Here is a 23,648-nt window from a genome sequence, read left to right as displayed (position 1 = left end):
CGTGGAGATCATTCCGCCACGGCTCAAAGAGCCGTTGTATCGCGTCTACGAGCTGCGCTTGCGGCAGGGTCTGGCCGCCTCCAAATCCGAACTGCCCCGCCACATCGCGGTCCTGTGTGACGGAAACCGGCGCTGGGCGCGCGACGCGGGGTACGACGACGTCAGCTACGGCTACCGGATGGGCGCCATCAAGATCGCCGAGATGCTGCGCTGGTGCCAGGAGGCCGGCATCGAAATGGCCACCGTCTATCTGCTGTCGACCGAGAATTTGCAACGCGATCCCGACGAGCTGGCCGCGCTGATCGAAATCATCACCGACGTCGTCGAGGAGATCTGCGCGCCGTCGAAACGCTGGAGCGTGCGCACCGTCGGGGACCTGTCACTGCTCGGGGAGGAACCGGCCCGTCGGCTGCGCGGCGCGGTGGAGTCCACCCCGGGCGTCGCGCCGTTCCACGTCAACGTCGCGGTCGGCTACGGCGGCCGTCAGGAGATCGTCGACGCGGTTCGCGCGTTGCTCGGCAAGGAACTCGCCAACGGGGCGACCGGCGAGGAGCTTGTCGAGGCGGTGAGTGTCGAGGCCATCTCCGAAAACCTCTACACCTCAGGGCAACCCGACCCGGACTTGGTGATCCGCACCTCCGGCGAGCAGCGGCTGTCCGGGTTTCTGCTGTGGCAGAGCGCCTACTCGGAGATGTGGTTCACCGAGGCGCACTGGCCCGCGTTTCGTCGCGTCGACTTCCTGCGCGCGCTGCGTGACTACAGCCAGCGCCATCGTCGCTACGGTAGGTAGGTATGGCTGCGCTGTCGGCGGTGGTGTTCACGCTGAGCGGTTGGCTTGGGCTGTATCTGCTGGCCCGTGATCCGCGCAAGCCCGTGCTCGCCCTGGCGGCGATCGGGCTGTGCGGTTTTGCGCTCGTGGTGGCGCTGGACGCGGTCCGCACGGCCAGCCCGACGCACGCGCCGCTGCTCGGCCAGCTGGAGATCTACCTGGCCGCCGTGCCCAGCATCGCCTGGTTCGCGGTGCTGCTCGAGCTGTCCCGGCCGTCGGAAGCGCCCCGGGCCCGCACCGCTGAAGTGCTGCTGGTCGCCGGCGTCGGCGCGCTGACGCTGGTCGGCGCCGCGCTGGCCGGCAGCGTGCACGGGCCGCTGCGGGCCGGGCATTGGCTGATGTTGGCGGTGATCTCGACCTCCACCCTGGGGGCGATGTTCGCGGCGCTGCGGCGGCCGAACCAACCGGTGCCGGTCGTCGGCCTCGTCGTGGTGGCGACGTTGTTCTTCGCGCTGGCCAACGCGATCCTGATCATCCCGCTGGGCCTGGTGCCCAGCTGGCTTGCGCTGGCGTCGACGGGTTTCGACGTGCTGGCGCTCGGGGTTGCGGTGGCCCTGTGGGACGCCTTCGACGAGGGTCAGGCGCTGCGCGCCGACATGCTGCGCTCGTTCGCCGGCTGCACGGCCGTGACGGTGCTGCTCGGCGGCCAGCTGCTGATCGGGCTGACCGTCACCCGCGACCAGCCGGGCACCCAGGTGGTGCTGACGGTCCTGCTGTTCACCACCCTGGCGATCGCCATCACGGTGCAGGTGCTGGCCGATCCGCTGGCCGGGCTGCTGGACCGACTGGCGTTCTGGAAGTCGCCCCGATTGCGCGCCGACCGGGCGGCGCTGCGGCGCACCGGGGCAGGGTTGCCGCTGCGCTCCGAGGATCCGCTGGGCGACGTCGACGACGAAACCTTCGCCCGGCTCACCCGCCGCGCGCTGGGCCACTACGCCGACCTGACCAAACTGGTCGCCAGCCCGCTGACCGCGCTGCCGGTGATCGACGAGCGGCTCGCCGCCCGCGGCGCACCCGATCACCCGCTGGAGCGGGCCAACGAACTCAAGGCCGTGCTCGCCGACGGCATTGCGCGGCTCAAGCCGCGCGACGGCGGCGACTTCGGCACCACCGAGCAGTGGCGGCACTACAACGCGCTGTATTTCCCCTATGTCGTCGGCGTGCGGGCGTACGCGCAGAACGCCACCGCGTCCGGCTTGGACCCGACCGCCCGCCAGGCCTGGCAGTGGTTCGTCACCGAGGTCCCCCAGCGCTCACTGCACAACTGGCAGAACGCGGCGGCGCGGCTCATCGCGGCCGATCTGCGCGGACGCGTTTCGGTCTCCAGCGAGTAAATAATCCGGCCGGACGGGAATACTCCGGCGAATTGGCTGGTCATTTCACCCATGGCAGAAGTTGGCAGTGCCATGCGTCGATCTGGCAGTGCCCGGGCAGCAACATCGAAGCTGTCCGCACTCATCCCCCCTCGAAATCCCCCCTCGAATTCCGCCATAGCAAGGAGTGAATCCACATGACCGCTGTCCTTCCGGCCCGGCCACTCTACGACTCGACCGATTCGCTGTTGCGTTTCGCCATGCGCGTTGACGCGACCCTGACCGGATTGTTCGGCCTGGCCGCCGCCTTCGTCGCTGACCCGCTTTCGTCGTTGACCGGCCTGACGTCCGGGCAGGAATTCGCCATGGCGGCATTCTTCGTGCTCTATGGGCTGGTCGTGTTCGTCCTCGCCGCCGCGCCGAACCTGCGCCGGGCCGGGATCGGCGTCGTCGTGGCCAACAGCGTTTACACGGTGGCGGCGATCGTGGCCGCCGGATTGGTGCCGATGACCGCGACCGGGATCGCCGCCACGCTGGCCAGCGGCGTGTACACCGCGTTCTTCGCGTGGCTGCAATACCTGGGTGTGCGCCGCCTGCCGGTCTAGCGGTCCGCTACAGCTTGCGCAGGCGCAGCCGGTTGATGGCGTGATCGGCGTCCTTGCGCAGCACCAGGGTGGCGCGCGGCCGCGTCGGCAGAATGTTCTCGACGAGGTTGGGCCGGTTGATCGAGCGCCAGATCTCGCGCGCGGCCGCGACCGCCTTGGTGTCGTTGAGGGCCGAGTAGTGGTGGAAGTGTGATTCGGGGTCGGCGAACGCCGTGCCCCGCAGCGACAGGAACCGCGACACATACCACTGCTCGATGTCTTCGATCCGGGCGTCCACGTAGACGGAGAAGTCGAACAGGTCCGACACCATCAGGGTGGGGCCGGTCTGCAGGACGTTGAGGCCCTCCAGGATCAGGATGTCGGGATGGCGGACCACGTGCTTGGCGCCGGGGATGATGTCGTACTTCAAATGCGAATACACCGGGGCGCAGGCATAGTCCGAACCGGACTTCACCGACGTCACGAACCGCAGCAGCGCCCGACGGTTGTAGCTCTCCGGAAAACCCTTGCGGTGCATCAGGTTTCGCCGGTCCAGTTCGGAGTTGGGGTACAAAAAGCCGTCGGTGGTCACCAGGTCCACCCGGGGATGGTGATCCCAGCGGGCCAGCAGCGCCTGCAGCACACGTGAGGTGGTGGACTTGCCGACCGCGACGCTGCCCGCCACGCCGATGACGAACGGCACCGGCCGGTCGGGGTTTTGCTGCGGCTCGCCCAGGAATTCCGCGGTGGCGGCGAACAGCCGCTGGCGCGCGGCGACCTGCAGGTGAATCAGCCGGGCCAGCGGCAGGTAGACCTCTTCGACCTCAAGCAGGTCGATCTGTTCGCCCAGACCCCGCAGGCCGATCAGTTCCTCTTCGGTGAGGGCCAAAGGTGTCGACATGCGCAGCGCACGCCACTGCTTTCGGTCGAACTCCACATATGGGCTCGGCTCGCTAGGCCGGGGCATAGCGCCAAGTGTCGCAGGGCCGGGTACCTGCCCGACGGCGGGGCTGGCCAAAGGCCAGGATCCCGCCCCGGTTACCCGCCGACTAGTCTCGTTGCCATGTCAGCCGAATACGCGGATACCGCGAGCGCCGCCTACCGGGCGGCACTGCAGGTCATCGAGTCCGTCGAACCTCGCATCGCCGCGGCGACGCGCAAAGAGCTTGCCGACCAACGGGGTTCGCTCAAGCTGATCGCCAGCGAGAACTACGCGTCGCCGGCCGTGCTGCTGACCATGGGGACCTGGCTGTCGGACAAGTACGCCGAGGGCACCATCGGGCATCGGTTCTACGCCGGATGCCAGAACGTCGACACCGTCGAAAGCGTCGCGGCCGAGCATGCCCGCGAGCTGTTCGGCGCGCCGCACGCGTACGTGCAGCCGCATTCCGGCATCGACGCCAACCTCGTCGCCTACTGGGCGATCCTGGCGACGCGGGTCGAGGCGCCGGGCCTGGCCGACGCCGGCGCCAAGCACGTCAACGACTTGTCCGAGGCGGACTGGGAGAAGCTGCGCGCCAGCCTGGGCAACCAGCGGCTGCTGGGCATGTCGCTGGACGCCGGCGGCCACCTCACCCACGGCTTCCGGCCCAACATCTCCGGCAAGATGTTCCACCAGCGCAGCTACGGCACCAACCCGGACACCGGGTTCGTCGACTACGGCGCGGTCGCGGCCGCCGCGCGTGAGTTCAAGCCGCTGATCATCGTGGCCGGCTACTCGGCGTATCCGCGCCGCATCAACTTCGCGACGATGCGGGAAATCGCCGACGAGGTGGGCGCCACCCTGATGGTGGACATGGCGCATTTCGCGGGCCTGGTGGCGGGCAAGGTGTTCACCGGCGACGAGGACCCGGTCCCGCACGCCCACGTCACGACGACGACGACGCACAAGTCGCTGCGCGGTCCGCGCGGCGGCCTCGTGCTGTGCCAACCCGAGTACGCCGACGCCGTCGACAAGGGCTGCCCGATGGTGCTCGGCGGCCCGCTGTCACATGTGATGGCGGCCAAGGCGGTCGCGCTCGCCGAGGCACGGCAGCCCTCGTTCCAGGCCTATGCGCAGCGGATCGCCGACAATGCCCAAGCGCTGGCCGACGGCTTCCTCAAGCGCGATGCGCGGCTGATCACCGGGGGCACCGACAACCACATCGTGCTGCTCGACGTCACCTCGTTCGGCTTGACCGGGCGGCAGGCCGAGTCGGCGTTGCTGGACGCGGGCGTGGTGACCAACCGCAACGCCATCCCGGCCGACCCGAACGGCGCGTGGTACACCAGCGGCATCCGGTTGGGCACGCCGGCGCTGACCACCCGGGGCTTCGGCGCCGACGAGTTCGACCGGGTGGCCGAGTTGATGGTCGACGTGCTGGCCAACACGGCCCCGGAGGGGTCCTCCAAGGCCAAGTACAAGCTCGCCGACGGCACCGCCGAGCGGGTCAACGCCGCCGCCGCCGAGCTGCTGGACGCGCACCCGCTGTACCCGGGTCTCACGCTGTAGGCGCGACACGGGGCGCCACGTTTTAAAAACCTGTACCCGCGGGTTACAGTAACTGCATGGCACAGAAACCTGTCGCTAATGCGCTGACCCTGGAACTCGAGCCGGTGTGCGAAGCCAACATGGACCGCCACCTCAACACCGAGGACATCTGGTTCGCCCATGATTACGTGCCGTTCGAGCGGGGTGAGAACTACGCCTTCCTGGGCGGACGCGACTGGGACCCGTCCCAGGCGACGCTGCCCAGGACCATCACCGACGCCTGCGAGATCTTGCTGCTGCTCAAGGACAACCTCTCGGCCCACCATCGCGAGCTGGTCGAGCACTTCATCCTCGAGGAGTGGTGGGGCCGCTGGCTGGGCCGGTGGACCGCCGAGGAGCACCTGCACGCCATCGCGCTGCGCGAATACCTCGTGGTGACCCGCGAGGTCGACCCGACCGCCAACGAGGAGGCCCGGGTCCAGCACGTGATGAGGGGCTACTGCGGCGACATGTACTCACAGGTCGAGACCCTGGTGTACATGGCGTTCACCGAGCGCACCCACGCGGTCTTCTGCGCCAACCTGGCGGCGCAGATCGAGGAGCCCATCCTGGCCGGGCTGATCGACCGGATCCGCCGCGACGAGGAGCGCCACGAGCTGTTCTGGGCGAACCTGGTCGAGCACTGCCTGGAGTACACCCGCGACGAGACGATTGCCGCGATCGCCGCGCGCGCCGCCGACCTTCAGGTCGTCGGGGCCGACATCGACGCCTACCAGGACAAGGTGCAGAACGTCGCCGACGCAGGCATTTTCGGGCCGGCGGAGCTGCGGCAGGCGATCTCCGATCGCATCACCGCGTGGGGTGTGGCCGCCGAGCCGGCGCTGCGCGGATTCGTCGCGGGGTAGTCGCGGGGTAGGAGCGATCGCAAGCGCGGCGGAGCCGGGCGCAGCGGATCGCGACCATCGGGCTAGTCACGGGCTAGCGGTCTCGGCGCGCCTGACGGGCGGCTACGCCGCCACGAGAGTAGCGTCGCTTTTGATGGTCAGCGACGTAATCTGCTGCCAGGGCGGCGCCTCCTACCTAGGCAGGACCGGCCCCGGTCCTGGCGCCGCGATTTCCCTCGACCCGCCCGTGGGGGGTCTCACGGGTTTAGCACGAGGAGCGCTTGGTGACCGATACCCGGACGTACGTGCTCGACACCTCCGTGCTGCTGTCCGACCCCTGGGCGTGCAGCCGGTTCGCCGAACACGAGGTCGTGGTTCCGCTGGTGGTGATCAGCGAACTTGAGGCCAAACGCCACCATCATGAGCTGGGCTGGTTTGCCCGCCAGGCGTTGCGTCTGTTTGACGATCTTCGACTCGAACATGGACGGCTAGATCAGCCGATACCCGTTGGGACACAAGGTGGTTCGCTTCACGTTGAACTGAACCACACCGACCCGTCGGTGTTGCCCGCCGGCTTCCGCACCGACAGCAACGACTCCCGGATCCTGAGCTGCGCGGCCAACCTGGCCGCCGAGGGTAAGCGAGTCACGTTGGTCAGCAAGGACATTCCGCTGCGGGTCAAGGCCGCCGCGGTGGGCCTGGCCGCCGACGAATATCACGCGCAGGACGTCGTGGTCTCCGGCTGGTCGGGGATGCAGGAGATCGAGATCGCAGCCGAGGACATCGACGCGCTCTACGCCGACGGTGAGATCGATCTGCCCGAAGCCCGAGATCTACCGTGCCACACCGGGATTCGGCTGCTGGGCGGCAGCTCTCACGCGCTTGGGCGCGTCAACCCGGGCAAGCGCGTCCAGCTGGTACGCGGCGACCGCGAGGTGTTCGGGTTGCGCGGTCGCTCCGCCGAGCAGCGCGTCGCGCTCGACTTGCTGCTCGACGAGTCGGTGGGCATCGTGTCGCTGGGCGGCAAGGCCGGCACCGGCAAATCGGCGCTGGCCCTGTGCGCCGGCCTGGAGGCGGTGCTCGAGCGGCGCACCCAGCGCAAGGTGGTGGTGTTCCGCCCGCTGTACGCGGTCGGCGGCCAAGAACTCGGTTACCTGCCCGGCAGCGAAAGCGAAAAGATGGGCCCCTGGGCGCAGGCGGTGTTCGACACCCTCGAGGGCCTGGCCAGCCCGGCGGTGCTCGAGGAGGTGCTCTCGCGGGGCATGCTCGAGGTGCTGCCGCTGACGCACATCCGCGGTCGCTCGCTGCACGACTCGTTCGTCATCGTCGACGAGGCGCAGTCACTCGAACGCAACGTGCTGCTCACCGTGCTGTCCCGGCTGGGTGCGGGGTCGCGGGTGGTGCTGACCCACGACATCGCCCAGCGCGACAACCTGCGCGTCGGCCGCCACGACGGGGTCGCCGCCGTGATCGAGAAACTCAAGGGCCACCCCTTGTTCGCGCACATCACGTTGCTGCGCAGCGAACGATCGCCGATCGCCGCGCTGGTCACCGAGATGCTCGAGGAGATCGCCGGACCGCACTGACTCCGGGGCAATGGGTGTGCGGCTGTGGCGGGAAAATCGGCCTCGAAGCCGCCCTACGTACACAATGAAAGCCCTGGGCGCACAGTCAACGCGCGAATCCCACACGCGGGTGCCGGTTAAACTTCCTTAGTGCCGAAGCGACGCGACAACCAGGCATGGCGGTACTGGCGGACCGTCATCGGCGTCGTTGCGGCCGCGGTGGTGTTGCTGATCGGCGGCCTCACCGGTCACGTGACCCGCGCCGAAACATCGAGCTGCGCGGTCGTCAAGTGCGTCGCGCTGACCTTTGACGACGGACCCAGCCCCTTTGACGAGCGGCTGTTGCAGATACTGAAGGACAACGACGCCAAGGCGACCTTCTTTTTGATCGGCAACAAGGTGGCGGCCAACCCGGCGGGCGCCCAGCGCATCGCCGACGCCGGGATGGAGATCGGCAGCCACACCTGGGAACACCCCAACATGACGACGATCCCAACCGAGGACATCGCCGCCCAATTCTCCAGGGCCAACGACGCGATCCGGGCCGCGACCGGCCGGACGCCGAGCCTGTATCGCCCCGCGGGCGGGCTGTCCAATCCCGTGGTCCGCCAAACCGCCGTCCAGTTCGGCTTAGCCGAAATCCTTTGGGATGTCATCCCTTTCGACTGGGCCAACGACTCCAACACGGCGGCCACCCGCTACATGCTGATGACCTACATCAAGCCGAACTCGGTGGTGTTGTTCCATGACACCTATTCGAGCACCGTCGATTTGGTATACCAGTTCATCCCGGTCCTCAAGGCGAACGGCTACCGGCTGGTGACGGTCAGCGAACTGCTTGGCGCGCGGGCGCCGGGAAGCACCTACGGCGGCCGCGAAAACGGTCCGCCCGCAAACGATTTGCACGACATTCCGGCCGGCCAGATCCCGACGCTGCCCAACACCCCGTCGCCCAAGCCGATGCCCAACTTCCCGATCACCGACATTGCAGGCCAGAACTCGGGCGGGCCGAACAACGGTGCCTAGACATCCGAAAACGGTCCGCGGGTATGCGATCGAATACGGGATCGCCCTCGCCGCGGCCTACTTTTTGGCCGTCGTCGACGTAGCCGCCATCCTCGTGCCGTTGCGCGGGCACACTGCGATGTACTTCGGGGAACACAACCTGGTCGTCGTCGCGGTGCTGGTGGTGCTGGCCACCGCCGCCGTCATGGTCGCGGGGGCGTTCAGCCTGGCCCCCACCCTGCGATGGTTCCTCGCCGGCAACATACCGACCAAGGACCAGCGCGAGGCCGCAATGCGACTCGCGGGCCGCCAGACGGTGATTCTCCTGGTCGCCTGGGCGTTCAGCGCCGTGGTCCTGATGCTGATCAATCGGACCGCCGGGGTCTCCGTTCTGCTGCCCATGCTGCTCGGTGTGCTGCTCGGCGCCCCCGCGGCCGCCGGCACCGGCATGCTGCTGGCGCAACGCAGCCTGCGGCCGATCATGATCGCCGCCACCCGCGACGCCACGCCGCGGCTCGCCGTGCCCGGCGTGTTGGCCCGGCTGGTCCTGATGTGGTTCCTGTTCAGCGCGTTGCCGGTCGGGGTGATTGCGACGTTCATCGTGCTGCGGTCCCACGGCTGGCTCATCCCGAAGTCCGCCACGCTGACCGTGCCCATCTTGGTGGTGGCCCTGGCGGCGCTGATCCTCGGGCTGCCGACGATGATGCTGACGTCACGCTCCATATCCGACCCGCTCGACGAGATCGTCGAGGCGATGGCCCAAATCGAGCACGGCCACTTGGAAACTCACGTCGGCGCCTACGAACGCTCCCAAATCGGGCGTCTGCAAACGGGATTCAATCGAATGGTCACCGGGCTCGCCGAACGCGACCGGCTGCGCGATCTGTTCGGACGCTACGTCGGAGCCGACGTGGCCCGGCGCGCGCTCGAAGAGGGCGGTGCGCAGCTGTCCGGCGACGTGGTCGAGGCGGCCGTCCTCTACATCGACCTGGTGGGCTCCACGCAGCTGGCGGAAAGCCGTCCGCCGCAAGAGGTTGCCGAGGTGCTCAACGACTTCTTCCGGATCGTCGTCGACGCCGTCGACGAGCATCAGGGGCTGATCAACAAGTTCGCCGGCGACGCGGCACTGGCGGTCTTCGGCGCGCCGCTGCGGATGGACGACCCCGCGTCATCGGCGCTGGCGACCGCGCGTGCCCTCGGCACCAAGCTGCGGAAGCTGCCGGTAGACTTCGGCATAGGCGTCTCGGCCGGGCGAGTCTTCGCCGGCAACATCGGCGCCGAAAACCGTTACGAATACACGGTTATCGGCGACGCCGTCAACGAGGCAGCACGCTTGGCCGATCTCGCCAAGACCGCGGACTCACGGATCTTGTGCTCGGCGGCGGCCATCGAACACGCCGACGACGCCGAGCGTGCGCGGTGGTCGGAGCGTTATTCCACGGTGCTGCGCGGCCGCTCGGAGGCCACGCAGATCTCGGCTCCGCTTACTTCGTGACCTTGAGCGAGCCGATGACCTGGTTGATGACGCCCGCGGAGGCCGCATCGCCAATCGGTGTGGCGCCCAAGAAAATCGTGACCGGCTTGGTGGCGACGGCGACGATGACCAGCGAGTCGCCCTTCACGTTGCGCGCGGGGTCGGCGATCGTCACGTCGGCGTCGACCCGGGCGGCCTTGGTCCCGTCGACCGTGAGCGTCGACGTCCTCGTCATGCCCAGGGTCGGCGACGCGTTGGCGTAGCCGGGGCCGGTGGCCACGCATTGCACCAACTTCGATGCCTGCGCCGAGACGTCCATGCTGGAGACGAAGTTGGTGACGGCGACCTCGGCCTGCATCACCCACTGGTTGGCGCCGGGCACCTCTTTGGCGACGCCCACCGCGCCGATGAGGTTCGGCGTCTGGTCATCGGAGATGGGCATCCATCCGGGGGCCGCGGTGGTCGGGAAGCTCAGCGCGCCCGCGCTGATCGGGGAACCGCCGACCGGCTTTTCGCCGCCGGACACGTTGGGGGTGCAATCGGTCGCGGTCTGCTGGGTGTTGTTCGGCTCCGAGGTCGGGGCGCCTTGCGACGACGGGGCCGACGAGGTGCGGCCCGGGGTGGCCGTCGTCGACTTGTTCGAGTTCAGGGTGACCGCCAGGATGACCACCAGCACGATCACGCCGAGCACGGCGATACCGGCGACGATCAGCCACGGCGCCTTCGACCGCGGTCCGCCTGGCGGTGGTCCGGGCGGATACGGCCCGGGCCCCCAGCCGGGGGGCTGGCCGGGCTGGGTGTATTGGGGCGGCGGGTAGGCGCCCCCGGGCGGGGGGTAGGGGTAGGAGCCACCCTGGGGATATCCGGGCGGACCGCCTTGCGGTTGGCCGCCCTGGGGGTATTGGTACGGGCCGCCCTGCGGCTGGCCGCCCCAATAGGGGCCCTGACCATACGGGTTCGTTCCGTAGGGATCCTGACCGTAGGGGCCGCCGGGAGGCACCGTCATCGAATCATCCTCACTTTCACTGGCTACCGCGTCACCAATTATGTGCGTGGTGCCTGAAAAATTCGTAAGCGACGGGCCTAGTCGGGCCTAGCCGTGCGCCTTCACTCCGGTTTTACGCGCGCCATCGCCAGCACGTCGAGCCGGCGGTCCAGCTCCTCCTCCGAGAGCTTGTCCCCGATCAGGCCGCGGTCGATCACCGTCTGACGAATGGTCTTGTGTTCCTTGAGGGCTTGCTTGGCCACCGCGGCGGCCTCCTCGTAGCCGATCGCCGAGTTCAGCGGCGTCACGATCGACGGCGACGACTCGGCCAACTTGCGCAGGTGCTCGACGTTGGCCGACAACCCGACAATGCATCGCTCGGCGAACAGCTTTGACACGTTGGTCAGCAGCTTGAACGACTCCAAGATGTTGCGGGCCATCATCGGGATGTAGACGTTGAGCTCGAACGCGCCGGACAGGCCGCCGACGGCGACCGCGGCGTCGTTGCCGATCACCTGGGCGGCGACCTGCGTAACCGCCTCGCACAGAACGGGATTCACCTTGCCGGGCATGATCGAGCTGCCGGGCTGCAGGTCCGGCAGATGGATTTCCGCCAGCCCGGTCAGCGGGCCCGAGCCCATCCAGCGGATGTCGTTGGCGATCTTGGTCAGCGATACCGCGATGGTGCGCAACGCGCCGGACGCCTCGACCAGCCCGTCGCGGGCGGCTTGCGCCTCGAAAGAATCTGCCGCCGTGCGCAATTCGGTGAGCCCCGTCTCGGCGACCAGTGTCTGCACCACCTTGGCGCCGAAGCCGTCGGGGGCGTTTAGGCCGGTGCCCACCGCGGTTCCGCCGATCGCCAGCTCACCCAGCCGGGGCAGGCTGGCCTGCACCCGCTCGATGCCGGCCTCGATCTGACGGGCGTATCCGCCGAACTCCTGGCCGAGCGTCACCGGCACGGCGTCCATCAGGTGCGTGCGGCCGGACTTGACCACCGCGCGCCACTCGCGGGCCTTGGTCGCCAGCGCGTCGTGCAGCACCTGCAGCGCCGGAATCAGGTGACGCACCGCGGCTTCGGTGGCCGCGATGTGCGTGGCGGTCGGGAAGGTGTCGTTGGACGACTGCGACATGTTGACGTCGTCGTTGGGGTGCACCGTGACGCCATTGGCGGCCGCGATGGACGCGATCACCTCGTTGGTGTTCATGTTGGAGCTGGTGCCCGAGCCGGTCTGGAAGACGTCGATGGGGAACTGGTCGTCGTGTTTCCCGTCGGCGATCTCGGCGGCGGCCGCGATGATGGCGTCGGCCTTCTCCGGCGCCAGCAAGCCGAGGTCCTTGTTGACTCGCGCGCACGCGCCCTTCAGCAGGCCCAGCGCTCGGATCTGGGTGCGCTCCAGGCCGCGGCCGGAGATCGGGAAGTTCTCCACCGCGCGCTGAGTTTGGGCGCGCCACAACGCTTTTGCCGGCACCCGGACCTCGCCCATGGTGTCGTGCTCGATACGGTATTCGGCGCTATCGGCCATGAATCGTGTTCCTCTTCCGCTGGAAACGTCTAGGGCAGGGGGTAGGGGGCTTTTCGGTCGCCGGTGAAGTCGATGGCGGAGTACTCGTTGAGCTTCGACAGCCGGTGGTAGGCCTCGATCATGCGGACCGTGCCCGATTTCGACCGCATCACGATCGACTGGGTGGTGCAGCCGCCGGGGTAGTAGCGCACGCCCTTGAGCAGGTCGCCGTCGGTGACGCCGGTGGCGCAGAAGAACACGTTGTCGCCGGACACCAGGTCCGTGGTGGTGAGCACCCGCTCGACGTCGTGGCCGGCATCGAGTGCCTTGCGGCGTTCGGCCTCGTCCGTGGGGGCCAGCTGGGCCTGGATCTCCCCACCCATGCAGCGGATCGCGGCGGCGGTGATGATGCCCTCCGGGGTGCCCCCGATACCGGCCAGCATGTCGGTGCCCGAGTCCGGCCGGCACGCCGAGATCGCACCGGCCACGTCGCCGTCGGTGATCAGCCGGATCCGTGCCCCGGTGTCGCGCACGTCTTGGATCAGCTGCTTATGCCGCGGCCGGTCCAGGATGCACACCGTCATGTCGCGCACCGACAACTCCTTGACCTTGGCGACCGCCCTGATGTTGTCCGCGATGGGCGCGGTGATGTCCAGCACGTGCGCCGCGTCGGGCCCGACGGCGATCTTGTTCATGTAGAACACCGCCGACGGGTCGAACATCGCGCCGCGATCGGCCACCGCCAGCACCGAGATGGCGTTGGGCATGCCCTTGCTCATCAGCGTGGTGCCGTCGATGGGGTCGACGGCGAAGTCGCAGTCCGGGCCGTCGCCGTTGCCGACCTCCTCGCCGTTGTAGAGCATCGGCGCTTCGTCTTTTTCGCCCTCGCCGATGACCACCACGCCGCGCATCGAGACGGTGTTCACCAGTTCACGGATCGCGTCGACGGCGGCGCCGTCGCCACCCTCCTTGTCGCCGCGCCCCACCCAGCGCCCGGCGGCCATGGCGCCGGCCTCGGTGACGCGCACCAGTTCCAGGGCGAGGTTGCGGTCCGGGGCTTCACGAGGCCGCGGCTGCGACGGGTCGCGGCCCGCGACGGTGCCTTGACTTGTCATGGTTGCTGATTGTCCCAGAAGCGAAACGGTGAGCTGGAGCTGGGATACTCGGGGAGTGACCGTGCAGCCGCCGAATTCCGAGGGCTTCCGCGACCCGGGGCCGCTGCCCGGGCCCGGGCCCCGGCCGGCGAAACCTCGGTTGCTGCAGGACGGCCGCGACATGTTCTGGTCGCTGGGGCCGCTGGTGGTGGGGTGCATCGTGTTGGCGGGCCTGGTCGGCATGTGCTCCTTTCAACCGGGAGGGACGACCAAGGGCACGATTCCGTCCTACGACGTGTCCGCGGCGCTGCACGCGGACGCCACCACGCTGGGCTTCCCGATCCGGCTGCCCCGGCTGCCGGCGGGCTGGCAGCCCAACTCCGGTAGTCGCGGCGGCATACAAAACGGGCGGACGGACCTATCCACCGGCCAGCACCTCAACGCGACCACGTCGACCGTGGGCTACATCACCCCGACCGGGATGTATCTGAGCCTGACGCAGAGCAACGCGGACGAGGACAAGCTGGTCGCCTCGATCCATCCTTCGATGGTCCCGACCGGCACCGTCGACGTCGCCGGCACCAACTGGGTCGTCTATCAGGGCGGGACAGCCGGCGAGCCGGTGTGGACCACCAGGCTCGCCAGCCCGGTCGGCCCCACCCAGATCGCCGTCACCGGTGCCGGAAGCACCGATCAGTTTCGTACGCTGGCGGCGGCGACCCAATCGCAGCCGCCACTACCGAGTAGATAGCGCGAAGGGACATCGCAGTGACCGCACCCGAAGCGGACCTTTCCGGCTGGACGGCGACGCCGTTCACCGGTGCCGGCTATACGCACGACGTCTACCGCAAGGGCGCCGGTCCCGGGGTGGTGCTGATCCCCGAGATACCCGGGATCCACCCCGGCGTGCTCGGGCTGGGCAATCACCTGGTGGACAACGGCTTCACCGTCGCCATGCCGTCGCTGTTCGGCAAGCCGGGCAAGCCGAAGACGGTCGGCTACACCGTCGACGTCCTCGCCCGGGTTTGCGTGGCAAGGGAATTCGCCGCCCTCGCGACCAACAAGGAGCGGCCGGTGGCGTTGTTCCTGCGCGCGCTGGCGCGTGACCTCAACGCGTCGACGCCGGGCAAGGGCGTCGGCGTGATCGGCCAGTGCTTCACCGGGGGCTTCGCGCTGGCCGCCGCGGTCGACGACAGCGTGCTCGCGCCGGTGCTCAGCCAGCCGTCGACGCCGTTTCCGTTGACCGGGGCGCAGCGCCGCGATCCTGGGATGAGCGAATCCGAGCTGGCAACGGTCGCCGGGCGCTGCGCCAACGAGGGCCTGTGCGCCATCGGTCTGCGGTTCAGCGAGGACGGGATGTCCCCGCGTGATCGCTTCACCACACTCAAGCAGCGGCTGGGCGACGCGTTCGAGGTGATCGAGATCGATTCGCGCCCAGGCAACGAACACGGTTTCGGCAAGATGGCGCATTCGGTGCTGACCGACGAGGTCCGCGAAATCGACGGCCAGCCGGCCTACGAGGCCCGCAAGCGGGTGGTCGAGTTTCTCACCGAGAGGCTGACGTAGCTTGGCGATCGCTGAAACGAGTCAGGGCCCGGTCCGGGGCGCCGATCAAGGCCCCGTCTCGGTGTGGCGGGGCATCCGCTACGCCGCCGCGCCCGTGGGCGAGCTGCGTTTCCGGGCGCCGGAGCCCCCGCAGCGCTGGACCGGGGTGCTCGACGCCACCGCCTTCGGGCCCGCCTGCCCGCAGCCCGCGATCCCCAACGTTCAGCTGGATCTGGGCGCGCCGCAGGACGAAGACTGCTTGAGCCTGAACGTCTGGGCATCCTCGGATACCCGGCCCGGTGATCGCAAACCGGTGCTGGTGTGGCTGCACGGCGGAGCGTATGTGCTGGGGTCCGGCAGTCAGCCGCTTTACGACGGCCGCAGGTTGGCGCGCGACGGCGTCGTCGTGGTGACGATCAACTACCGCATCGGTGCGTTCGGGTTTCTCGACCTGTCGTCGTTCGGCTCCGGCTTCGATTCCAACATCGGGCTGCGTGATGTGTTGGCGGCGTTGGGTTGGGTGCGTGACAACATCGCGGCGTTCGGCGGCGATCCCGGGCGGGTGACGCTGTTCGGCGAGTCCGCCGGGGCGGGGATCGTCACCACGCTGCTCGCCGTCCCGGCGGCCGCCGGTCTGTTCTCCGCCGCGATCGCCCAAAGTTCGCCGGCCACATCGGTATACGACAGCGGCAGGGCCCGCCAGCTGGCGGAGGTCGTGCTGGAGAAGCTGGGAATCACCGGCTCCGAGGTGGGGCGGTTGCGCGACGTGCCGGCCGCGGCATTGGTGTCGGTGACGAACGAAGTGTTCAACGAGGTGCCGGCGCGCAACCCGGGCACGCTGGCGTTCGTCCCCATCGTCGACGGCGACGTGCTTCGGGACTACCCCGTCAAGGCGGCGCAGGAGGGCCGCTCACATCCGGTGCCGTTGATCATCGGCACCAATCGGCATGAGGCGGCGCTGTTTCGGTTGATGCGCTCGCCGCTGATGCCGATCACCCCCGCCGCGATCAAGTCGATGTTCGCCCAGATCGCGAGCGAACAGCCCGACCTGCAATTGCCCACCGAGCACCAGATCGTCGAGGCGTATCCCCGGATGCGTGGCAAGTCAAGGGGTTTGAGCATCGCGACCGATGTCGGCTTCCGGATGCCGTCGGTGTGGTTGGCCGAGGGGCACAGCAAGGTGGCACCGGTGTACCTGTACCGCTTCGACTACGCGACGCCGCTGCTCAAGCTGTTCCTGGTGCGGGCCGCGCACGCCACCGAATTGCCTTATGTCTGGGGCACTCTCGGCGCGCCCAAGGATCCCACGTTGAAGCTCGGCGGGGCCAAAACGGCCAAGGCGATCTCGCGTCGGATGCGCACCCGCTGGATTAACTTCGCCGCGCAGGGCAAGCCGCAGGGGCCGGCCGGCGAGCCGGATTGGACCGCCTACCAGCAGGCCGACCGCGCCTGCCTGGTCATCGATCGCCACGACAGGGTCGTGCAAGATCTCGACGCGGGCATCCTCGCCGCCTGGGGCAACGAGATGGTCAGTTTCCGCTAGCTACTCCGGCGGCGGCGCGGTCACGACCGACGCCAGATGCGGCTGCGCCGACGCCTTGATCTGTTCGAACAGATCCTTGTAGTACGGCAGGCATTCCGCCATCGCCTGCTCGGTGGTGAACAGCGGCCGGTAGCCGAGATCGCGTTGCGCCTTGGCGATCGAAAAGTGGTTGTCGAGGTAAAGCCGTTCTATCGCAAGGGGTTCCAGCGGCGGCTTGGGCAACCCGAAGCGGAAGTGCAACCACTGCCACAGCGACATCACGTCGCGCACCAGCCGGCCCGGCACCCGCATCCGAGGCCAGGGCTGGCCGCATGCGGTGACGATCGGTTCGGCGAACGCGAACATGTTGATCGGCTCGCCGTCGTTGATGAAGTACACCTGCCCGGGTGCGGTGCCGCCCGGCACCAGGTGCTCGGCGGCCAGGATGAAGCCGTGAATCAGGTTGTGCACGTAGGAGTTATCGAGTTTGGCGTTCTTACTCCCGACGAGCACCTTGACGTGGCCGGCGACCACGCTTTCGAAGAGTCGGCGAAACATCGTCTGGTCGCCGCGCCCCCAGATGCCGCTGGGCCGGATGGAGCACGTCAGCATGCCGTCCAGTCCGTTTTGTTGCAGAACGAATTTCTCGGCGACCACCTTGGTTTCGGTGTAGAGGTCGTTGAACCGCTTGGTGTAGGGCAGCGTCTCGTCGCCGCCGGAGATGCGCTGGCCGCCCATCACCACGCTGTTGGAGGAGGTGTAGACGAATCGCTTGACGCCGGCCCGCTGCCCGGCGTGCACCAGATTCTTGGTGCCCTCGACGTTGACCGCGTAGCTGCGGTTTCGGTATTCCTCGGTCACCGACGCGCCGCCCATCAGCTCGATGATCGCCGCCGTGTGAAACACCGTGTCGATGCCGTCCACCGCGGTCGCGCAGACGCCCGCGTCGGTGATGTCGCCCCGCAGCACCTCCAGCTTCGGATGCTGCGGCAGGGGCGATGGCGCGCGGTCGAAGGACCGCACCCGGTATCCGCGGTCGAGCAGCGTGGTCACCAGGTTGGCGCCGACGAAGCCCGAGCCCCCGGTGACCAGGACGCGCCCGAGTTCGGTTTGCAGCGTTGCGTCACCCATGCCGGCGAGCATAACTGAAACGTGTTCCAAAAAGGAATGGGGTCCGCGCCCGGCCGGGCCGCGATCAGCTCTCGTCGGCCTCCGCGGCGGCGAGGGCGTCAGCGATCCGCTGGCGGGCTCCAGCTAAGTGTTGCTCGCACCGTTTTGCCAGCTGTTCTCCCCTTTCCCACAGCTGCAGCGACGCTTCGAGGTCGAGTCCGCCTTGCTCGAGCTGCCGCACGACCTCGATCAGTTCGTCCCGGCAAATTTCGTAACCCATTTCACTAATAGGTGTAATCGAACCGTCCTCCGGGCGTTCTTTAGGAACCATCGAGCCGTCCTTCACTCACTGCCGCGACGGCGCCGTCGGCAACCCGCACCCGCAGCCTGGTACCGGCGGGAGCGTCGTCGACCGACCGGAGCACTCCGGTCGTCGTCTGCACCACCGCGTAGCCACGGGCCAACGTGGCGGCCGGGCCCAGCGTGGCCAGCCGGGCGGCCAGATGCCCGACGCGGTCGGTTTCGGCGGCGACCAGCCGGTTGACGTCGCGGCGAACCGCCGACCGGGCGCGCTGAACTTCCTCGGCCCGCGCATCGAGGGCCCGCAGCGGCTCGGCCAGCACCGGGCGGCTGCGTAGTTGGGCCAGCGCGCGTTGTTCGCGGGACACCCAGTTGCGCAGCGCCTGCGCGCTGCGCCGGCGCAGGTCGTCGAGGAGCTGCTGCTCGGCGGCGGTGTCCGGGACCACCTTCTTGGCCGCGTCGGTGGGGGTGGCCGCACGCAGGTCGGCGACCAGGTCGCACAGCGGGTTGTCGGGTTCGTGGCCGACCGCGCTGATCACCGGCGTGCGGCAGGCCGCGATCGCGCGGCACAGCGTCTCGTCGGAAAACGGCAGCAGGTCCTCGACGCTGCCGCCGCCGCGTGCCAGCACGATCACGTCGACGTCGGAGTCGGCGTCGAGTTCGCGCAACGCCTCGACGATCTGCGGGACCGCGTTGACGCCCTGCACGGCGGTGTTGCGGATGGCGAACCGCGCCGCGGGCCAGCGGGTGGTGGCCACCGTCGTCACGTCGCGCTCGGCGGCGCTCGCGCGGCCGGTGATCAACCCAATGGTGTTGGGCAGGAAGGGTATTGGCCGCTTGAGCCGCGGGTCGAAGAGTCCCTCGGCGTCCAACAGTCGGCGCAGCCGGTCGATGCGTGCCAGTAGCTCGCCGATGCCGACGGCGCGAATCTCGCTGAGGCGCAAGGAGAATGTGCCGCGTCCGGTGTAGAACGAGGGCTTGCCGCAGACGACGACCTGGATGCCTTCGGTAAGTTTCACCGGCGCACGCGCCACCAGGTCGCGCGAACACGTGGCCGTTAGCGACATGTCAGCGGCCGGGTCGCGCAACACCATGAAGATCGTCTTGGCGTCGGGTCGCACGGTGACCTGCGCCAGCTGACCCTCGACCCACACGGTGCCCAGCTTGTCGATCCAGCTGGCGACTCGGATCGCGACCGCGCGAACCGGGAAGGGGTTTTCGGCCGAATTTCCCTGCGTCACTTCGCAGTCGCGCGGGTGATCCTGTTGGCGAGCAGCGTCTGGAACGGTGCGCGGGCCTTGGTCTCCTGCTCGTAGGCCAGCAGGGCTTCGAGTTCGTCGACGGCCAGCGACTGCAGCCGGGCCCGCAGCTGGGCCAGCGTCAGGTTTGGATAGTCGAGATCGGCTGCCACCGCGGGCGCCGGAATCGTCGCCTTGGCCTTCTTCGATTTCTTGGTGGGCGCCGGTGTGGTCGGGGCGTCGCCCAACCCGTCCGCCTCGGAAACCGAATACAAGGCGAACCGTCCCTCGGCCCGGCGATCACCGTCGACGCCGTCCGATGTCGAGAAGCCCCCGTCGGCGTCGTCGGGCAGGTCCTCGTCGAACGTCGCCCACTCCGGCTTCTCGTCCTTCGGCGGAAAGATCGACTCCAACGTGCTGTCGCCCTTGATCACCAGCTCGGCCAGGTTCTGTTGACACAGCATCACCAGGTGCGCCGCCTGGCTGACCAACGTCATCGGGTACATCAGGATGGTTTTCGGAAGCTTCATCGTCTCCTCGACGGCGACCGTCGCCGCGCCGACCAATAGCCGAACCCCATACGGTGCAGTCGCCATGGGTTCCAGATTAGGCGACCGGGAGCACGATTCCCGTGGCCGGGCCTAGGATGATCTGCTGTCCGCCGGGGGATTGGTAGCCGGTTGGGGTCCCGTAGAGGCCGTACATCGGGTTGGTCGGGCCCGCCCCGACGTACATGTCGTCGATCCAGCCGGCGGACAACGTGTACACGGCCGCCGGATCGCCGCCCGGGGCGTACTTGATGATCGCCTGCGCGAGCAAGTCGACGACCGGCTTGTCGCCCAGCAGCGAGTCGACATGCGAGCCGTCGACCAGCTCGACCCCGACGAACTGGCCCGGGTACAGGCTGACCAGTTGATTTGTGGTGCCGCCGTAGGCGTTCCAGTCTTGGGGCGGCGCGGCCATCACGTAGTCGGGGATGTTCAACGTCTGCAGGTTGGCGACCGCGGCCGCGAACGCCGTGGAGTTGTTGGCCACCCCGTCGAACATCACCACACCCAGCAGGTGGTTGTCGACGGTGTTCGCCCCGAGGTCGGCGACGTAATCGCCGGCGGCAAGCGTGGCGAGGCCACCGCCGGCGGAGTGCCCGGCCAACACGAAATCTTGCGGCAGGGTGCCGTGATACCCGGCCTGGGTCGCGCTGGTGTTCAGTGCGGTCTCGTTGCCCACAAACAACGAGGCGACGGCCTGTTGCATCTGCGTGCCGCTCAGCCAGGCGCCGCCGGGCAACGCGAACGACGACACGGTGGGGACGACCACGATGCTGTCCGTGCTCTCGGCCAGGGCGATCGCCAGGTCGCCGTACCAGCCGCCCGTCCCCAGGAAGCCGTGCTGCAAATAGATGACGCCGCGGGCATCCACCGAACCGTCCGCCTGCGTCGGGAAATACCAGCGTGCCGGCGCGCTGTAGCCGTGGGGGCCGACCGGAATTTCCAGGTAGGAGGTCCCTTCCCGGACCCCGGTCACCCCGTTGGGCGTTCCGGGCCCGGTCGACACACCGCCGCTGCCCTTCCCGAGCGTTCCGTTGAAGAAGGCGGTGATCAGCCTGCCGCCCAGACCGGGGCCTGTGGTTCCGGTGACGACCGGCCCGACGGCCTGTTTGCCGAAGAGCGGCTGCCCGGTCAGATCGGTGAAGGGCGAGTAGAACCCCTGGTCAAAGAACTGCTGCTGCAGTCCTCGGATCAGCAAGTCGACGTTCGACGCCTCGGCGGTTGCGTACGCCGTTCCAGCAGTGCTCAGCGCATGCCCGAACTGGGCGTGAAATTGCGCCGCGTGTGCGGTCAGCGCCTGAAACTCGTGGGCGTAACTGCCGAAAAGATTCGCGATGGCCGCCGACACTTCGTCGCGGGCCGCCGCGACGAGGCCCGTCGTCGAGGGCGCCGCCGCGGCGGTGGCACCCTCGATCGCCTCCCCGATCCCGGTCAAGTCTGCCGAGGCCAAGGCGACAGCCTCGGGTGCTGCGATCACGTACGACGACATCGTCGGCTCCCATCCACGGTGCGACAACCCCAGGAAAGCTACGCAATGCTACCCAGGGTGGACCGTCCGGGGAGCCGGATCAGAACGGTGGTGGGTCGTGGTTGGGGTTGGGTCGGGGTTGGGCGGCGAGGCGGGCTTGGCGGTTGGCTTTGCGTTCGGCCGCTACTCGGTGGGTGCGGGTTTGGGTGCGGGTGCGGCGGCGTTTGGGCATCTTGGCGGTGCGGTTGGTGCAGTGGGGTGGGGGTGGGGGTGGGTCGGTTTCGGGGGCGGGCATGCCGCCCACGGCGTAGCACAGGCTGGGGAACAGTAGTGCGCTGCCGGGGGTGGTGACGTGGGTTTGTCCGCTGGGGGAGGTCAGGATCAGGGTGCCGTCGGCGAGTTGTTTTTCGGTCCAGCCCCAAAATGTCTTCAGCAGATGATGAGTACGACTCTTCAAGTACACTTAAGCTATGACCAGCACGAATACCACGCGCGCAGCGATCTATCTGCGCATATCGAAAGACCGCACCGGCGAGGAGCTCGGTGTCACACGTCAGCGTGAGGACTGCCTGCGCGAATGTGAGCGGAGAGGCTGGACGCCTGTCGAGTACTGCGACAACGACATCAGCGCGTCGAGTTTCTCCAAGAAGCCGCGACCCGAGTACGAGCGCATGATCGCCGACATCGAAGAAGGAAAGATCCAGGCCGTCGTCGCATACAAGACCGACCGATTGCACCGTCGACCCGCTGAGGCTGAAGCGTTCATTAACCTCGCGAACCTCAAACACGTCGACCTTGTCACCGTCACCGGCCAGTTCGACTTGTCGACTTCAGAAGGACGGATGGCTTACCGGAACGTCGGCACGTACGCCGCGTACGAATCTGACGTGAAGTCCGACAGGCAGCGCCGCGCAGCGCGTCAGGTCGCCGAGCGGGGTCTGCCGAAGTGGCCGCAGATGCCGTTCGGTTACCGACGCGCCGGAGATGTTGTCGAAGTCGACCGTGTGCGCGCGGAGCTGGTGCGCGACGCATACGCGGCGATCCTCTCGGGCACCACCGTGAGCGACATCGCGCGCATGTTCAACAAAGCCGGACAGCACGGTGTGAAAGGCAAACCGTGGACCGCGTCAACCATGTCGCTGTTTCTTCGTGCACCCCGCAACGCGGGTTTGCGATCACACAACGACGAGATCGTCGGCAAAGGCCAGTGGCCAGCGCTCGTCGACGAAGACACGTGGAGAAGGGTGCAGACGATCTTGAACGACGACAAGCGCAAACCCGGCAAGAAAGCCGTACGGCGTCACCTGCTCACAGGTGTGCTCGTCTGCGGCAAATGCGGAGGTCGCCTCGCAGGAGGGTCACAGACAGCGCAGAACACACGCGTGTATTCGTGCAAATCATGCCGGGGTGTGTCGATCCGCGCCGACGCTGTCGAACCGCTGATGTTCAAGATCGTCGCCGGCCGACTGGCGATGGAGGATGCTGTCGACCTACTCAAGTCGCAGAAGCACGACGCGGCCGAGGCTGAGCGTATTCGCCGCGAGAAAGAGACGCTGTACGCGCGGCGTCAACAGCTGGCTGTCGACTACGCAAGAGGAGTCCTCGACGGCGATCAGGTGCAGATCGCGACAGCGACGATCAACAGCGACATCGCCGAGCTGGAGCGCCAAGAGCAAGACGACGAAAAACTCCGTGTCTTCGACGGCGTCCCGCTTGGGAAGCCTGAAGTGCGGGAAGCTGTCGACAAGCTGACGCACGACCGTTTCCGTCGCGTCGTCGATCTGCTGATGACTGTGACGATCAAGCCTGTCGGCAAGGGTGGCTATCAAGTGATCAACCCGCACACGGGAGCGAAGGGAATCAAGGAAGACCGAGTACAGGTGGAGTGGAAATAATGGAGATCGTCTACGACAGCGAGGGTGACTGGCATGTTGTCTACGAGCCCGGTGAGTTGCCCGAGCAGGACGAAAGCCTTGAGGAGCAGATCACCAGGTTGCGGAACGTCTTGCCGCCGCCGATCTTTCAGCCCCCGCGCGACAAGTAAGCTACCCCTTTCAGCGTTCGACGCTGTCGACGCCTCGCGGCCCGAAAAGGAAATCGCCGGTCTAGAGCGAGCATCCGCGCGTGTATGGATAAAGTACGCGGTTTGACGCCGAACGCTTTCGGGGGTGGGCGAATAGATCCGTTTCGACGGTTCGCCGCAACACTATTC

Annotated in this window: 22 protein-coding genes and 1 pseudogene; 13 read left to right on the top strand and 10 right to left on the bottom strand. The window is 67.7% G+C overall.

Annotation, left to right across the window (positions count from 1 at the left end; all coding sequences use genetic code 11):
• Window position 1 precedes the first annotated feature (1 nt).
• The 3 genes from G6N66_RS21020 to G6N66_RS21010 all read left to right on the top strand — a co-directional run bounded on the left by G6N66_RS21020 (window position 2) and on the right by G6N66_RS21010 (window position 2,747).
• Window positions 2-790 carry a (2Z,6E)-farnesyl diphosphate synthase gene (locus G6N66_RS21020; protein ID WP_085230907.1) on the top strand — a complete coding sequence of 263 codons (789 nt, stop codon included), beginning with the start codon at window positions 2-4 and terminating at the stop codon, window positions 788-790.
• Window positions 791-792: 2 nt separating this feature from the next.
• Window positions 793-2,163, top strand: a complete 1,371-nt coding sequence (locus G6N66_RS21015) for a hypothetical protein (protein WP_085230906.1) — start codon at window positions 793-795, stop codon at window positions 2,161-2,163.
• Between the two features lie 176 nt (window positions 2,164-2,339).
• Window positions 2,340-2,747 (top strand): hypothetical protein, encoded by a 408-nt coding sequence (locus G6N66_RS21010; protein ID WP_085230905.1) that lies wholly within the window; start codon window positions 2,340-2,342, stop codon window positions 2,745-2,747.
• A 7-nt stretch (window positions 2,748-2,754) separates the two neighbouring features.
• Here the strand turns inward: G6N66_RS21010 and coaA are convergent, their stop codons facing one another.
• Entirely contained in the window at window positions 2,755-3,693 is a 939-nt protein-coding gene (coaA, locus tag G6N66_RS21005; protein ID WP_085230904.1) for a type I pantothenate kinase, read from the bottom strand.
• A 96-nt stretch (window positions 3,694-3,789) separates the two neighbouring features.
• Between coaA and G6N66_RS21000 the strand changes: the two genes are divergently transcribed.
• The 5 genes from G6N66_RS21000 to G6N66_RS20980 all read left to right on the top strand — a co-directional run bounded on the left by G6N66_RS21000 (window position 3,790) and on the right by G6N66_RS20980 (window position 10,145).
• A complete protein-coding gene (locus G6N66_RS21000) occupies window positions 3,790-5,217 on the top strand; it encodes a glycine hydroxymethyltransferase (protein WP_085230903.1) in 1,428 nt (475 codons plus the stop codon).
• 56 nt (window positions 5,218-5,273) lie between these two features.
• The gene (locus G6N66_RS20995; protein WP_085230902.1) at window positions 5,274-6,101 is read left to right on the top strand and encodes an acyl-ACP desaturase; all 828 of its coding nucleotides are present in this window, start codon (window positions 5,274-5,276) and stop codon (window positions 6,099-6,101) included.
• Between the two features lie 263 nt (window positions 6,102-6,364).
• The gene (locus G6N66_RS20990) at window positions 6,365-7,666 is read left to right on the top strand and encodes a PhoH family protein (protein ID WP_085230901.1); all 1,302 of its coding nucleotides are present in this window, start codon (window positions 6,365-6,367) and stop codon (window positions 7,664-7,666) included.
• 129 nt (window positions 7,667-7,795) lie between these two features.
• Window positions 7,796-8,671: a polysaccharide deacetylase family protein gene (locus G6N66_RS20985; RefSeq protein ID WP_085230900.1), complete on the top strand. Its 876-nt coding sequence runs from the start codon at window positions 7,796-7,798 to the stop codon at window positions 8,669-8,671.
• Window positions 8,664-10,145, top strand: coding sequence for an adenylate/guanylate cyclase domain-containing protein (locus tag G6N66_RS20980; RefSeq protein WP_085230899.1), 1,482 nt, complete (start codon window positions 8,664-8,666; stop codon window positions 10,143-10,145). Before G6N66_RS20985 ends, G6N66_RS20980 begins: the two co-directional genes overlap by 8 nt.
• On the opposite strand, the gene G6N66_RS20975 is transcribed toward G6N66_RS20980, so the two are convergent.
• From G6N66_RS20975 to glpX, 3 genes are all read right to left on the bottom strand, one after another.
• Complete coding sequence (locus tag G6N66_RS20975; protein WP_085230898.1) at window positions 10,135-11,130, bottom strand: hypothetical protein; 996 nt, start codon at window positions 11,128-11,130, stop codon at window positions 10,135-10,137. The genes G6N66_RS20980 and G6N66_RS20975 overlap by 11 nt on opposite strands.
• Before the next feature lie 101 nt (window positions 11,131-11,231).
• Window positions 11,232-12,632 carry a class II fumarate hydratase gene (locus G6N66_RS20970; protein ID WP_085230897.1) on the bottom strand — a complete coding sequence of 467 codons (1,401 nt, stop codon included), beginning with the start codon at window positions 12,630-12,632 and terminating at the stop codon, window positions 11,232-11,234.
• A 29-nt stretch (window positions 12,633-12,661) separates the two neighbouring features.
• The gene (gene glpX, locus G6N66_RS20965) at window positions 12,662-13,726 is read right to left on the bottom strand and encodes a class II fructose-bisphosphatase (RefSeq protein ID WP_085230896.1); all 1,065 of its coding nucleotides are present in this window, start codon (window positions 13,724-13,726) and stop codon (window positions 12,662-12,664) included.
• A 55-nt stretch (window positions 13,727-13,781) separates the two neighbouring features.
• Here glpX and G6N66_RS20960 point away from each other — a divergent pair, with 55 nt between their 5' ends.
• From G6N66_RS20960 to G6N66_RS20950, 3 genes are read left to right on the top strand one after another with little or no spacing between them, the layout of a single operon-like run.
• On the top strand, window positions 13,782-14,456 hold the full coding sequence (locus tag G6N66_RS20960; RefSeq protein WP_232079375.1) for a DUF4245 domain-containing protein: 675 nt from the start codon (window positions 13,782-13,784) through the stop codon (window positions 14,454-14,456).
• 17 nt (window positions 14,457-14,473) lie between these two features.
• Window positions 14,474-15,271: a dienelactone hydrolase family protein gene (locus G6N66_RS20955; protein WP_085230894.1), complete on the top strand. Its 798-nt coding sequence runs from the start codon at window positions 14,474-14,476 to the stop codon at window positions 15,269-15,271.
• Window position 15,272: 1 nt separating this feature from the next.
• Window positions 15,273-16,793, top strand: coding sequence for a carboxylesterase/lipase family protein (locus G6N66_RS20950; RefSeq protein WP_085230893.1), 1,521 nt, complete (start codon window positions 15,273-15,275; stop codon window positions 16,791-16,793).
• Here the strand turns inward: G6N66_RS20950 and G6N66_RS20945 are convergent, their stop codons facing one another.
• The 6 genes and pseudogenes from G6N66_RS20945 to G6N66_RS20920 all read right to left on the bottom strand — a co-directional run.
• Window positions 16,794-17,915, bottom strand: coding sequence for a 3-beta-hydroxysteroid dehydrogenase (locus G6N66_RS20945; RefSeq protein ID WP_085230892.1), 1,122 nt, complete (start codon window positions 17,913-17,915; stop codon window positions 16,794-16,796).
• A 52-nt stretch (window positions 17,916-17,967) separates the two neighbouring features.
• Window positions 17,968-18,213 (bottom strand): exodeoxyribonuclease VII small subunit, encoded by a 246-nt coding sequence (locus G6N66_RS20940; RefSeq protein WP_085230914.1) that lies wholly within the window; start codon window positions 18,211-18,213, stop codon window positions 17,968-17,970.
• Window positions 18,203-19,423 (bottom strand): exodeoxyribonuclease VII large subunit, encoded by a 1,221-nt coding sequence (gene xseA, locus G6N66_RS20935; RefSeq protein WP_085230891.1) that lies wholly within the window; start codon window positions 19,421-19,423, stop codon window positions 18,203-18,205. The genes G6N66_RS20940 and xseA overlap by 11 nt, the downstream gene beginning before the upstream one ends.
• On the bottom strand, window positions 19,420-20,016 hold the full coding sequence (locus tag G6N66_RS20930) for a lipid droplet-associated protein (RefSeq protein ID WP_085230890.1): 597 nt from the start codon (window positions 20,014-20,016) through the stop codon (window positions 19,420-19,422). The genes xseA and G6N66_RS20930 overlap by 4 nt, the downstream gene beginning before the upstream one ends.
• A gap of 10 nt (window positions 20,017-20,026) precedes the next feature.
• Window positions 20,027-21,457: a PE domain-containing protein gene (locus tag G6N66_RS20925; RefSeq protein ID WP_085230889.1), complete on the bottom strand. Its 1,431-nt coding sequence runs from the start codon at window positions 21,455-21,457 to the stop codon at window positions 20,027-20,029.
• Window positions 21,458-21,536: 79 nt separating this feature from the next.
• Window positions 21,537-21,884, bottom strand: a pseudogene (locus G6N66_RS20920) (hypothetical protein); the annotation flags it as partial.
• A gap of 22 nt (window positions 21,885-21,906) precedes the next feature.
• On the opposite strand from G6N66_RS20920, the gene G6N66_RS20915 reads away from it, so the two are divergent.
• Both G6N66_RS20915 and G6N66_RS20910 read left to right on the top strand, forming a co-directional pair.
• Window positions 21,907-23,331, top strand: a complete 1,425-nt coding sequence (locus tag G6N66_RS20915) for a recombinase family protein (protein WP_085234364.1) — start codon at window positions 21,907-21,909, stop codon at window positions 23,329-23,331.
• The gene (locus tag G6N66_RS20910; protein ID WP_163645894.1) at window positions 23,331-23,480 is read left to right on the top strand and encodes a hypothetical protein; all 150 of its coding nucleotides are present in this window, start codon (window positions 23,331-23,333) and stop codon (window positions 23,478-23,480) included. Before G6N66_RS20915 ends, G6N66_RS20910 begins: the two co-directional genes overlap by 1 nt.
• Window positions 23,481-23,648 lie beyond the last annotated feature (168 nt).

Origin of the sequence: Mycobacterium conspicuum, assembly GCF_010730195.1 — a bacterium.
Classification (GTDB): domain Bacteria; phylum Actinomycetota; class Actinomycetes; order Mycobacteriales; family Mycobacteriaceae; genus Mycobacterium; species Mycobacterium conspicuum.
Note: the sequence above shows the minus strand (reverse complement) of the source record. Positions and strands in the feature narration are given on the sequence as shown.